This is a genomic window from Bacteroides faecalis (assembly GCF_003865075.1).
Classification (GTDB): domain Bacteria; phylum Bacteroidota; class Bacteroidia; order Bacteroidales; family Bacteroidaceae; genus Bacteroides; species Bacteroides faecalis.
In genome coordinates, this window is record NZ_BHWB01000005.1 from 12,230 (window position 1) to 26,410 (window position 14,181).

The window sequence follows — 14,181 nt, forward strand, 5'->3', positions numbered from 1 at the left end:
TATGATATACTCCAGTACTTTAAAAAAACACTATCAAGACTGGCTTTCGTTAGAAAAGGCCATCGAAGCATTGCCTACAGCGAAAGCGAGAGGTAACGTATTTGAGGAGTTTACATTTGCATATTTTACGATAAAGGCGCAGATGTATCAAGTTGCAGAAATTTATACTTCTGCAGACATTCCTGACAAATATAGAAAAAGTTTGAAACTTGGCAACAAACAACACCAAGACAGTGGTGTTGATGGCCTGATTATTACAAAAGAGGGTAAATCAATAGCCTATCAATGTAAGTTTCGTTCCGGACGAGTAAAACCAACCTATGAAGAGCTTACAAAATTCTGGTCAGATGGACGTTATTGCGACTTCTGCTGCACTGTTGTCAATTCTTATTCTGTGAGTAATCTTTCTGACAAACATAAAGAGAACCTTCAAGTTTTGGCAAAAGACTTTGACACGCTGGACAAAACCTTTTTCGATCTTCTTTTTGATCTTGTAAACAACGAGAATATTAAGAAGAACAAGGTTTTCCATACCCCCATACTTATCAGGAACGCATCATTAATGAGGTTATTGAAGGTTTTTCAGTAGAAGATCGAGGTAAGATTATTGCGGCCTGCGGTACCGGTAAAACGCTTACTTCATTATGGATTGTTGAAACAATGAAAGCTGAGACTGTTTTGTTCTTAGCTCCGAGTATATCCCTTGTAAAACAGACACTTGAATCTTGGGCCGATCAGGCGAAAATTCCATTTACTTATTTGTGTGTTTGTAGTGACAATACTGTTTCTTCAAATATTAATGACGACGAAGCTGATATTAGCGTATCACAATTAGGCGTTCCTGTTACAACCGACATTAATGAAATCGCCAACTTTTTGGACAATACAAAAGGAAAGGTTCGTTACATCTTTTCAACATATCAATCTACAGATAAGATTTCAGAGGCTCAGAAGATAGCCAAAGATACTTTTGATTTGATTATTTGCGATGAAGCTCATCGTACAGCTGGTTTACGCTCAAATTTTTCTTTGGCACTTGAAGACCAATTCATTCGTTCAAAGAAAAGACTTTTCATGACTGCAACAGAAAGAATGGTTAGGCCGTTGCTTAAACGAAATGCTGAAGAAAGCGGAAAAGTGATTTTCTCAATGGATGATGAGAATACCTATGGCCCACTTCTTTCAAAATACAACTTTGGCAAAGCTATTCTTGACAAGACAATCTCTGATTACAAAATAATCGTGGCTGGTGTAAAAGAAAGCGAGGTTTATAATTATATCGCGGAAAATAAGCACCTTAAAGTAGAGGATCTTGACGAGAATTCAAAAACACAATCCGCAGAAATACTATATTCAAAGATTCTTTTGGCTAAAGCAATGAGAGAGTTTTCTATCAAAAAAACAATCTCATTCCATTCTTCTATTCAAAGAGCAAAAAATTTCGTTTCAGAAAACGGAGAAGAAATTTCTTTATCAAGCGTCATTAGAGAATTCAATCAGAATATTGAATCGTCAAATCTTTATATTGACAACATAAATTGTCAAATAGATGCTGGTTCTCGCGCACAAATCCTTGATAAATTCAGGAATTCTGAGTTTTCTGTCATATCAAATGCAAAGTGTCTCACGGAGGGTGTCGATGTTCCTATCATTGACAGTGTATATTTCATTGATAGAAAGAAGTCTCTTGTGGATATTGTCCAGGCATGTGGACGAGCATTGCGAACGAAAAAGGGTGTTGCCAAGACCGCATATTTCATCATTCCGATTTTGATTCCTGAGTCATCTGTAGCTTCAGATATACTTCACTCCGAAGATTTTGAAATTGTTTATAACATTATTCAGGCTTTGCGAGATCAAGACAACAGATTGGAAGATTGGATTAACCGTCTGAATAGTGAATATATAGCAACGGGACGCATTGGCAGAAGTCCCTCAGGATATGATCCTGTATCTGTTCAAATAGAAGGCGTTGATATTCAGCAATTCTCAGAAGAGCTATATGTTCAGATTGCTACAGTCAATGCAAACCCAACCGATACACAAAAGAAACAGGTATTTGGTAAAGGAGAACGCAAGACAGGCCATTCAAGAATCTTTAAAACTATTGGCGACTTTTCTTTTGAATCCTTTATAAAAAACCTCATTGATCCAACGATTAACATATTTAGGGATAAAAAACGGAACATCATGTCGGGTACAGATCTCAAGTATAACCACAACAATGTGAGCCATACTTTTAGACTCGGCTTAACAGAAAAGGATGGTAAGAACTATAAACTTACACCACTTGGTGAGTATTACCTTGACGGACAAATCAAACCACGCGATTTGTTTAAGAAACAGATGTTAAGATATTCTAATACACTGGAGGATCAGAGGAGCCAACGAATCCTCTTCCCTTATCGCGCATGTTTAGAGATCTTAAAAGGACTTGAGTCTTTTGAACCATTGACATTCAATGAATTTGCTTTCTGTATTTATCCTATGTATGACAGTACAGAGGAATCTATACAGACTGCTATTGAAGACATCAAATATTTGAGAAAGAATTATCCAAAGTTGGAAGCTATTAACATGGCAAACCAACCTCAAATTCTAGAGGTGTTGAATAATCACTTTACAACTTCTCTCACGGAAACTGATATTTGGGGCGCAAAAGCGACTACAGTAAAAAATCAGTTTATGTATTTCCGTAATCATCTGTCCCTTTTTGATGAGGTTATTGTAATAAAAAATGGCAATATTTGCCTTAAAACGGATATTTCAGCCAAAGATATTGAGAAAATTTTATCAGTAGATATGGGTATTGAGAAAATTGATAAAAAGAATTGGTTTGCTAAATATACAGAAGTATTTATTATGCTTATGATATTCGGTTTGGTGTAAGAGTAACTTAAACACAATTTCTAAGCCCAGACGTTCGGTTGCATCCGTTTGTCTGGGTTATGTTTTATACTATCACCTTTTGGCTATTCGAGACTATCGCTCATTGTCAAATGTATATGCCTCTAATTAAGAGACATTACAAATATAGTGCATATATACAATAAAAATCCGAAAACAACAATAGCCATCAATAAAGTTTAATAAACAGAATGGAGTGCAACTCAATAAGTTACACTCCATTTCACTATAGTTTGTTATCGTTATTTTTGTTTTTACTTCACTTCCTCAAAATCAACCTATTATCTCTATCAGCAACTTACGTGCGCGTGTTGCAAATATAACGCAAATCCGAAAATAAGCATCCATAAGCAACACATGCTCTTGCTCACAAAAGTACGATTTTTATCCATAAATAACGAGATGTAAACGCATAAAAATCAAAAGAAAGCGATGTTTTTAACAGATTCTTCGGTTTTATCCTTACCTTTGTGTATGATATTGGGATGTTATACCCAAACAACAATAAGAAAACGATGCAGATACATAACAAATTCAAGTTGTAAAACTATTTATTATATTGAGATATGTCAATATGGAGCAAACTCATAGGAATCAAGAAAACCGAGGATAGAAACAATATCATCGGCAATAAAACCACCTCTGTACCATGTAGTGCCCACAATTATGTCATAGTAGATGTTGAAATAGGCTTGAAAGACCATAGAATCCATGATATAGGAGCCCTCAAGCATGATAACACGACATTTCATAAAACCTCAAAAGAAGAACTATTCATTTTCTTAAACGATGTAGACTACATCTGCGGACACAATATCGTTCACCATGATGCTAAATACCTGTTTACGGACAAAATATGCCGCTGGATTTTAGTTGATACACTTTATGTTTCGCCTTTACTGTTCCCTGAACACCCTTACCACAGGCTTGTGAAAGATGACAAACTGATGAGCGAACAAATGAACAATCCGGTGAACGATTGCAAGAAAGCAAAAGACTTATTGTTGGATGAAATAGCATGCTGGCATTCATTACCGAAAGAAAAGCGTATACTATTTGCATCGCTGCTGAAGGACAAGAAGGAATTTGAAGGATTTCTCAGTATGGTAAGTGCGGAGTATATCCATAAAGGAATACCTGAACTTATTAAAGAACTTTATGCCGGAAAGATTTGCCAACATGCCGATCTTGACATGCTCATCAACCAATATCCATGCGGATTGGCATACGCATTGGCTCTGATTGACACCACCGATTACCGCTCCATCACTCCCGGATGGGTACTTTATAATTATCCGGAAGTGGAATTTATCATAAAACTCCTGCGACACACTACTTGCAAAGAAGGCTGCGACTACTGCCATACGCAATTGGATGTGCTCCATAACCTAAAAACATTTTTCGGATATGAGCGCTTCCGAACATACGAAGGCGAGCCACTGCAAGAACGTGCTGCCCAAGCTGCGGTAAAAGGGAAATCGCTGCTGGCAATATTTCCTACCGGCGGTGGTAAATCACTTACCTTCCAACTGCCTGCACTCATGGCGGGACACTCCGTGCACGGGCTTACGGTTGTCATCTCCCCCTTGCAGTCCTTGATGAAAGACCAGGTAGACAACCTTGCCGACAGAGGCATCACGGATGCCGTAACCATAAATGGGATGTTAGACCCCATCACAAGATCACTGTCAATACAAAGAGTACAAGACGGAGAAGCCTCGTTGTTGTATATCTCTCCCGAAATGCTCCGTTCAAAAACAATCGAGAAAATATTGATGGCGCGCCACGTTGTAAGGTTTGTGATAGACGAAGCGCACTGCTTTTCTTCATGGGGGCAGGATTTCAGAGTTGACTATCTCTACATTAGCAAATTCATCCAAAAATACCAGCAAAAGAAAAAAAGCAAAACCCCGATTCCTGTATCCTGTTTCACGGCCACGGCAAAACAGAAAGTAATCCAAGACATCTGTGACTATTTCAAGCAGACTTTGGATTTGAACTTGGAATTATTCGCATCAACAGCCTCAAGAACAAATCTACACTATTCCGTCATACATGTAGAGAATGACAATGACAAATATTTAAAACTGAGAGAACTTGTAGCAGAAGCCGATTGTCCGACAATTGTTTACGTGTCACGCACTAAACGGACAAAGGAACTGGCTGCAAAACTGACTCGTGACGGTTACAAGGCACTCCCTTTCAATGGGAAAATGGAAGCCGATGAGAAAATTGCCAACCAAGATGCTTTTATGAACGATCAGGCACACATCATCGTGGCCACGTCTGCATTTGGTATGGGAGTCGATAAGAAAGATGTCGGTCTTGTAGTGCATTATGATATTTCCGATTCGCTGGAGAATTATGTACAGGAAGCTGGCAGGGCAGGTCGTGATCCTGATCTTAGCGCACGTTGTTATGTGCTTTACAGTGACAATGATTTGGACAAGCATTTTATATTGCTAAACCAAACGAAACTTAGCATTAGTGAAATACAACAGGTATGGAAAGCCGTCAAAGACCTTACCAAACACCGTATGAAAGTCAACTGTTCTGCGTTGGAAATTGCCCGGCAAGCAGGATGGGATGATTCGGTATCTGACATTGAGACCCGTGTACGGACAGCATTAGCAGCTTTGGAACAAAGTGGATACTTGGTAAGAGGAAACAATGTACCTCATGTATATGCCACGGGAATAATGGTAAAGAATATGGACGAAGCAAGAGAACGCATAGCAGCATCACTACTTTTTGGCAGCGATGAAATAGAAAAGGCAGTCCGTATCATCAAGTCATTAATTTCTCAAAAACATATCGCCAAGGCTCAGGATTCGGAAGCAGAATCACGAATCGATTATCTGGCAGACATTTTGGGACTAAGCAAAAGAGATGTTATATCTGTAGTGGAGCGCATGCGACAGGAAGGTATATTGGCAGACAGCAAAGATATATCTGCCTATTTGCAGGATGCAGGTGATTCGGAACGAAAGTCACAAATTCTCCTCGAACGCTTTGCAAAACTTGAACAATACATCCTTAATCATATTCCCGACGGAGCTTTACGAATATCATGCAAGCAACTGAATGAAAATGCAGTGAACGACGGCATCAATACATCCAAAGAAAAAGATATCCGGACACTACTCTATTTCCTCGCCGTCAAGGGATATACGCGTAAAAAAGAAGATGCGGCTCGTAACATGGAGATAAGTCGTCAGGCAGACCTAGAATCCACCATCAGGCGATTTGAGAAACGATTGGAAATAAGTCGCTTTGCCGTGAAATGGCTATACAAATTAGCTTTTGATGCAGAAAAAAAGAATGCACTCGACAAAGCTATCCAGTTCTCCGTAGTAGAGCTTCTGAACCGAATAAAATCAAATTCCCAATCCCTTTTTGGCGGACTTGATGACATTCAATTAGAAGACGTGGAAGAAGCACTTCTGTATTTGTCGAAAATCGGTTCACTAAAACTTGAAGGCGGATTTTTGGTACTTTATAATGCCATGAATATCCAAAGAATAAAGGACAACAAGTCGAGATACAAGCAAGACGACTATCGGATGCTCAACGAATTCTACAAGTTGAAAATCCAGCAAGTGCATATTGTAGGCGAATATGCCAATTTGATGGTAAGAGATTATCATGCGGCCTTGCAATATGTTCAGGACTATTTCCAAATGGACTACAGAAAGTTTGTCATAAAATATTTCAAAGGAGACAGAGCAAACGAGATACAACGTAACTTGACACCACAGAAGTACAAACAATTGTTCGGACAATTATCCAAACGGCAAATGGATATTATTTCCGATAAGGGTTCACGTTGCATTGTAGTCGCAGCCGGCCCAGGTAGTGGAAAGACACGTGTATTGGTCCACAAACTGGCCTCACTTCTGCTACTTGAAGATGTGAAACACGAACAGCTCCTGATGCTGACCTTTTCAAGGGCAGCCGCTACAGAATTCAAACAAAGGCTCATGGAGTTGATAGGCAACGCCGCCCACTTTGTCGAAATAAAAACATTCCACTCCTATTGTTTCGACCTATTGGGACGGATAGGAAATCTTGAAGAATCAAGAAATGTCGTTTCAAATGCAGCCGAGATGATATGTCAAGGAGAAGTGGAACCCAATAAGATTGGCAAGACGGTGTTAGTCATAGATGAGGCTCAGGATATGGGAGCTGAAGAGCATGCGCTTGTAAAGGCTTTAATGACTAATAATGAGGAGATGCGTGTGATAGCAGTGGGAGACGATGACCAGAACATCTATGAATTCCGCGGTTCCGATTCCGGTTATATGTACCGACTGGCACAGGAAAGCGGAAGCACGTTTGTCGAAATGACCGAAAATTACCGCAGTGCGCGCCAGCCGGTGGATTTTGCCAACGGATTCTTGAAAAACATACATAAAAGGATAAAAAGTACACCAATTATCTCCATGAGAAAAGAAAAGGGTTGGGTTGAAGTGATACGCTATCAATCGGAATATATGTATCAGCCGCTCGTCGAAAACTTGCTTCAACATAGGGATAAAGGAACTTCTTGTGTACTGACCCAAACAAATGAAGAGGCCGTTATCCTGATGGCTCTTTTGCGGAAACATGGCATAAACAGTAAACTGATACAATCAATGGATGGCCTACGTTTTTGGAATATGGCCGAAATGAGATATTTCCTGAGGTATATAAACAAGCGGATAAAAACACCGTTAATCACGGAAGAGCTGTGGGAAGAAGCCAAGCATGCAACCTTTTCTATTTATGACAGAAGTCTGAGTTTGATGTATGTGAAGCGGTGTGTGGAACTGTTTGAACAAACCAACAAAACAAAATATTTCAGTGACTTCAAGGAGTTTGTATTTGAGTCGTCAGTAGAAGACTTTTGCGACACATCAGGCACCGATGTCGTGGTATCAACTATCCACAAGGCCAAAGGCAGGGAGTTTGATGATGTATATATGCTCATATCCGACAACTATGTAAAGGATGCCCATCTGATGCGTCGATACTACGTAGGAATAACCCGTGCAAAAAACAGACTATTCATACATACAAACGGCGATTGCTTCAATCATTTAAGTGCAAACCAATACTTCATTGACCAACAACACTATGATATGCCTGAAGAAATTATACTACAGCTCTCTCACAAAGATGTCTATTTAGGATTCTTCAAAGAACGGAAACAAGAGGTTTTAGCACTAAGAGGAGGAGATTCTTTAATTTACAATGATTTCTTCTTGTATAGTTCATCGGCCGATAAACCTATAGCAAAATTATCATCAAGAATGCAGGACACGTTATCTGAATGGGAACAAAGAGGTTATAAGGTGCAATCTGCATCTGTACGGTTTGTTGTGGCATGGAAGTCCAAAGATGCACCAAAAGATGAAACGGAAACGGCTGTTCTCTTAGCAGACTTGAGACTTTCTTTGTAAGTTAAAACACTTGAAATTATCATATTATCACTACCTTTGTGATAAGAATTAAATATTATACGAATAATGCAGATACATAACAATACATTGATAACAGAATGCTCAGCTTACGATTTCAAGGAAATGTTGGAACGTAAGAAAGTAAAATCGTGGCTTAAATCCGTGTCGGCTTTCGCTAATACGGATGGTGGCAGTTTGTTCTATGGAGTGAATGATGACGGCATAATTGTAGGGTTGGAGAATCCACAAGCCGATGCTGATTTTATCAGTGAAATGATAAAGGCACGACTTGACCCTGTGCCGGAAGTTCAACTTATTCCAATAGAACATGAAGGGCATACCCTGCTTGAAGTGAAAGTAAAGGCAGGAACGCTTACACCTTATTACTATTATCAAGATGGGACACGTACCGCATATGTACGAGTTGGCAATGAAAGTGTAGAATGCAACTCCCAACAATTACTTTCGTTGGTATTAAAAGGCACTCACATGACTTGAGATTCACTGCCTACCCAAGTGGATGCCAGCAAACATTCTTTCATCATTCTTGCCAATACTTTCCGTGAGCAAACCCATCAGGAATGGAATGACAAGTATCTGCAATCATTCGGACTGGTAACTCCTGACGGCAAACTGACCAATGCAGGATTGCTGTTTGTGGATAATTGCACCGTATTCCAATCGCGTATTTTCTGTACCCGTTGGACTGGACTCTATAAAGATGATGCCATCAGTTCCATAGAGCATCGGGCTAACCTTGTATTGCTATTGAAGTACGGCATGGACTTCATCAAGAACTATACCATGAGTGGTTGGGTGAAGATGCCAAACTATCGCCTTAACCTCCCAGACTATTCAGACCGAGCCATCTTCGAAGGATTGGTAAACCACCTTATCCATAGAGATTACACCGTGATGGGCGGTGAAGTACATATTGACATTTACGATAACCGTGTAGAACTGGTATCACCCGGTGCAATGCTTGACGGTACACAAATTCAAGACCGTGACATATACAAAGTACCATCCATGCGTCGCAACCCTGTCATTGCAGATGTATTTACACAATTGGACTATATGGAGAAACCCGGTTCCGGCTTACGCAAAATGCGAGAGCTTACAGAGAAGCTACCCAATTTCCTGCAAGGTAAAGAGCCGCAATATCAAACGGAAGCGACTTCTTTCTACACCACATTCTATAATTTGAACTGGGGGGAGAATGGAAGAATACCTGTTGAGGAAGTGGCAAACAGGGTAAATAGTACCCTCGAAAAGTACCCTGTAAACGAAGAAAGTTCGGAGAAAAAGTACCCTGTAAACGAAAATAGTACCCTCAAAAAGTACCCTGTAAAACGAAACACCAACAAACCTGTTGGTAGAACGGCTCAACGTATTATAGATATGGTTATATCTAACCCGATGATAACTCGTGAGAAAATGGCTGATAAATTAGGAATCTCTTTGGATGGTGTCAAGAAGCAGATTAAAAATCTCCGTGAAAGAGGTATTCTTACACACGAAGGTTCTGACAAATCCGGTTATTGGCGCATTATTGTTAAACCATAAACAGAACAATAAACCTATGGAAACCTCTTTCATACCACTCTGTGCAATAATTGCCGTTTTGGTTATCGCCTTTTTGTTTGCCTCTTTGCCACAGGTAAACCATAAAACGCGATACAAAGTACTTTATGCAATAGCCATCATCATGCTATTAGCTGTTATCCCTATTAGTGAGTATATGGCTGGTGACACACAAAACTCAAGTAGCAACTATCTGCTTGTCCTAATATTCGATATTGCAGTAGGATATTTCTGTATGTACATTGCTGCTTTATTGAAATTCAATGTCCTTAGACGAAAGAACCAAGCATTAGAAAACGCCTTGACAGAAAAGCAACAAGAAAATGTAGCAATCCTATTGGAGCATCAAAACGAAAAGCAACAAGCACTTCAGCAAAGAGAGTTTGAATGGTTGGCTGGGAAAATAAAGATGTTTACCGAAGAAGAACAGGAAGCTATTCTTGCCAGTGCTCTATCATTTGCTGAACATGACTTGATAGTTGCTCCCTCAATAAACATACAGCCCAAAGAAACATGTAGTCAGCAAGAACTAATGTACTTTGTTTGCTCTGCTTTTTACAATATGGATAAAAGCCGTAGTAAAATTGTGAGTTTCTTATATAAAGTTTTTCCTCTCTATTTTCCTGCTGGAGAAAGTGCATTGGCTAAAAAGATGCCGGGATTGGAAAAGAGAAAAGGAAAGAAGAAAACCCATCCAGTTCAACTTAAAACTTTGACTATATAATATTAGGTTTAAAATTATATCAAACCTAAATCAACCTTTAGAACCGTTATTTCTAAATTACTAATAACCATTTGGGGGAGTATTGAGAAATTCTTTCGTGTATCAATTTACACTTAGCATTTAAGTTCGAAAAATAATATTTTTGTTTTGTCCAAGGAAACCAAACGACATTGCCACAATCTATAATATAGTTAATCCAATAATATCATTAAGAATTTTAGTTAAAATAGGAATAATGGTTTGCAATCCTTTTTCAATAGTCAGTGTATTGAAAACATCAGAAGGAACTACTATTTTTTGTGCATTGATTTGAGGGTATCCTGCATTTTGTTCTACTTTATGGGAGAATAAGCAAGAAAACAATAAAAGCATATTCATATTATACATAGTAATCAAAAAACACAAATAACATTGAAGTTGAGTTGCACTCGGAGGTAACCCCAAGGCTATAGGATCCATGTCTGCTATATTATTAGCATCACATGACGCATTTTTTAAATTTCTCTCATAGTCTTCTGTAAACTGATTGGCAATATTTGCACTGATTCTGAGCTTTTCTTCAAATGAAATACCTTTATTCAACTGCCTAGGAATTTCTTCACAATAATATATACCGCACGAATAATCAAGTTGTTTATACAACAATTTGTAAGCATCTTCAGGAGAATGGCTTATTTGTCTTGTGGTGTCATTGTTAAGTACTCCAGATTCTAAAAAGACACCTTTAACAATACATTCTACACATTGTTGAATAAAAAATATCGCATGAGATACTTTTTTGTTTTTTAATAATAACTCTGCAGATGATAGATTCTCTTTGGCAACTTTGTACCATGCAAGAACAGCAAGAGTTCGCTGTCCGACAATAGCAACCACATCAGATGTGACATCAATCTGATTAATATTTCCTCAATTTTAATTTTAGGTGCCATAGAGTATAGAGTGTTCTTTGATTATAAACTATTTGGACGGCAGAAACACCAAAATCCAATTCTCTAAAACATGACATCAATGTCATCATTTTTAATAGTTGCAATCACTTTTTATTTATTCCCTTTTGCACGGTTATGAGTTTTACAAAGCATTTGACAATTCTCTATTGAAGTTGCACCACCACGGCTCCAAGCAGTTACATGGTCAGCATCCATCTCTCCTATTTTATATATACGTGTGCGATTTGAATCATTGCTAAGCGCACATAATGGGCAGTTGGAAATGCCTTGCTCTTTTGCTAGTGCTGTCTGCCGTGTATACACAAGTTTTTTCGTAGAATCTTCAAAAATTCGAACTTCCAAAAGTCTTGGCTCTGCCTCACCACCAAGTACGTATTCGTAAATGTTACCACATTTACCAATTGATTCATCCAAAAGCAATTCACGTACTCTATTATTAAGTTGGATTAAATCATAATGCTTGGAGTGATATTCTTCATAAAGTCGTCCCCATTCAAGTCCACACATATAATCATCCATTTGGAATGTACCTGCAATCCAATCAATTACAGAGTTAAAATATGATTCCAATTCAGCAATAGATGTGTTGTAGCGATAACAACTCATATATTTGTCAACGCTAACACCTTTAGCGTTACTTATCCATTGAAGTGCTTTTTCTAGATAATCCTGTCGTTTTACATCACCACGAATATAATGCGACCATTTTTGAATATTGGCATTTAGTGTATTACTAAAAACCGCTTTTGCGGCATCAACAAACGGTCCACAAAATACAGCATTCCTCTTTTCCTGATCGTTAAGTTTGACCCCTACGATGTTAATCGTTTGAAACCATTCAAGTATTTCCCCTTCCTCACCTTCACATACAAAGACAACAAGTTTTGAATTAAGCACCAACTCTTTTTTCTCTTCCGGAAGTCCAGTAAAATCGGTTTCTCTTCCATTAAACAGTATTGTGAGTTTTCCTGTGACAAAACGGCCAAACGATGTGATGCGTTGTTGTCCGTCAAGAACTTCAAACTGACCATCCTTGGTTTTATTGAAGTAAATTAGTCCAAGGGGATATTCTTTCAACAGCGAATCAATAACTGCAACATCTTTTTTACCGTCATTATAAATATAGTGACGTTGGTATTTAGGTTGGATAGTAAGTTTTCCATTCAACCCCAACAGTCCTTTGCCTTCATATTCATTATAGATAAATCCTTGGCAAATGTCACGTACAGTCCATTCTGTATGTAGTTTAGCTATCATTTTTTCTTGCGGATTAAGATTCTAGCATAGGGAACAACAACTTCATTATTTTGTATCATATATAAATCACCATCAACAGCACCTCTTCTTTGTACCTCTTTACGATATTTTTTATGTTCGGAGGTATATGGTTTAACACCCGATTGTAGACCTAAATTTGCTATTCCTAACCCTAAGATTTCAAATTGTTCAGGACAATATTTATCAAGAAAAGTTATAGGAACACCCATAACTTCTTCATAGTCAAATGGAATAGAATCAGTAAATGGGACATCAATAGCATTATAGTTGAAGTAACGGTTATACTCTGTTTTTCCTTTCAGTTCTTTGTGCCGACTATAACGAAGATTGTCATTCATGGACATTAATGGAAGTGGTTCATGTCGTCGTCCATGGTCTATATTTGTAAACCATCTAACACCCTTAACACGAATAAACTTTCGCCCCGTTTTTTCATCAATACGCCATCCTGCTGCTTTTATGGGATAATCTTGAGGTACCTCAAACTCGCGGTCACCGCTATGGATAGTAGAACCGAGCCACATTAAATTTTTCATTATCAACAGAAAAGGTTCCTTATAAGAAACGGCATTTATATTTCCAATAATAATAAATTGCTTGTTGGCTTCAACAATCCAAGCAAGGAAATCACGGAACAATGAAAACGGCGGATTTGTAATTATAATATCCGCTTCATTGCGTAGCGCAGTAACTTCTGCACTTTGGAAATCACCACTCCCTTTAAGATAATCCCAATGAAGGTCATCTATATTGATGTGTCCATCACCGCTAAGATCTTTATCAAGTATAAAAATCTTACCATGAGTTTTGGATTTGTCTGCATCAAATTGAGGCGAAGACTGCTCATATTCTGAGAACAAATCACCTAAAATCATTTTCTTGCTTTCAGGGGCATAACTGGTAGAGATTAACTTTTTAATCCCATACTCCTCGAATTTAAGAGCAAAGAATTTTGTGAAGTTACTCCATTCTGGGTCATCGCAAGGCAATAGAATTGTCTTGCCACGGAACACATCGGGATTATACTCGATATATGCGTTCATTTCTACCTCTATATCATGAAACTGAGTGTAGAACTCATCATTTTTGCCTTGTTGGGCTGTTCGTAAATCTTCGTTTGCCATATAATAAAAACTCCCTCATAGCATCTGAAGGCTGACCAAAGCCCTTAACGACTACTCAGGAGTCTCAAAGTTAATTCGGTATACACCGTATGTCTTTGTCTGTCATCTGGTCATTTTCAGATTTTGCTGTTATCTATATACAAAGGTATCAAATTATTCTGAAACAGCAG

Annotated in this window: 7 protein-coding genes and 1 pseudogene; 5 read left to right on the top strand and 3 right to left on the bottom strand. The window is 38.4% G+C overall.

Features of this window, described 5'->3' with window-relative positions; translation table 11 throughout:
• Position 1 precedes the first annotated feature (1 nt).
• From EJF25_RS25605 to EJF25_RS09900, 5 genes and pseudogenes are all read left to right on the top strand, one after another.
• On the top strand, positions 2 to 589 hold the full coding sequence (locus EJF25_RS25605; protein WP_235016775.1) for a hypothetical protein: 588 nt from the start codon (positions 2 to 4) through the stop codon (positions 587 to 589).
• Positions 571 to 2,889, top strand: a complete 2,319-nt coding sequence (locus EJF25_RS09885; protein WP_235016785.1) for a DEAD/DEAH box helicase family protein — start codon at positions 571 to 573, stop codon at positions 2,887 to 2,889. Before EJF25_RS25605 ends, EJF25_RS09885 begins: the two co-directional genes overlap by 19 nt.
• 584 nt (positions 2,890 to 3,473) lie before the next feature.
• Positions 3,474 to 8,348 carry a RecQ family ATP-dependent DNA helicase gene (locus EJF25_RS09890; protein ID WP_125041078.1) on the top strand — a complete coding sequence of 1,625 codons (4,875 nt, stop codon included), beginning with the start codon at positions 3,474 to 3,476 and terminating at the stop codon, positions 8,346 to 8,348.
• 66 nt (positions 8,349 to 8,414) lie between these two features.
• Positions 8,415 to 9,914 (top strand): annotated as a pseudogene (locus tag EJF25_RS09895) (RNA-binding domain-containing protein).
• A 16-nt stretch (positions 9,915 to 9,930) separates the two neighbouring features.
• Positions 9,931 to 10,656 (top strand): hypothetical protein, encoded by a 726-nt coding sequence (locus tag EJF25_RS09900; protein ID WP_125041079.1) that lies wholly within the window; start codon positions 9,931 to 9,933, stop codon positions 10,654 to 10,656.
• A 180-nt stretch (positions 10,657 to 10,836) separates the two neighbouring features.
• Here the strand turns inward: EJF25_RS09900 and EJF25_RS09905 are convergent, their stop codons facing one another.
• From EJF25_RS09905 to EJF25_RS09915, 3 genes are all read right to left on the bottom strand, one after another.
• Positions 10,837 to 11,532, bottom strand: coding sequence for a HEPN domain-containing protein (locus EJF25_RS09905; protein WP_160119399.1), 696 nt, complete (start codon positions 11,530 to 11,532; stop codon positions 10,837 to 10,839).
• A 167-nt stretch (positions 11,533 to 11,699) separates the two neighbouring features.
• Entirely contained in the window at positions 11,700 to 12,866 is a 1,167-nt protein-coding gene (locus tag EJF25_RS09910; protein ID WP_125041081.1) for an HNH endonuclease family protein, read from the bottom strand.
• The gene (locus EJF25_RS09915) at positions 12,863 to 14,011 is read right to left on the bottom strand and encodes an adenine-specific methyltransferase EcoRI family protein (RefSeq protein WP_125041082.1); all 1,149 of its coding nucleotides are present in this window, start codon (positions 14,009 to 14,011) and stop codon (positions 12,863 to 12,865) included. The genes EJF25_RS09910 and EJF25_RS09915 overlap by 4 nt, the downstream gene beginning before the upstream one ends.
• Between the last annotated feature and the right edge of the window lie 170 nt (positions 14,012 to 14,181).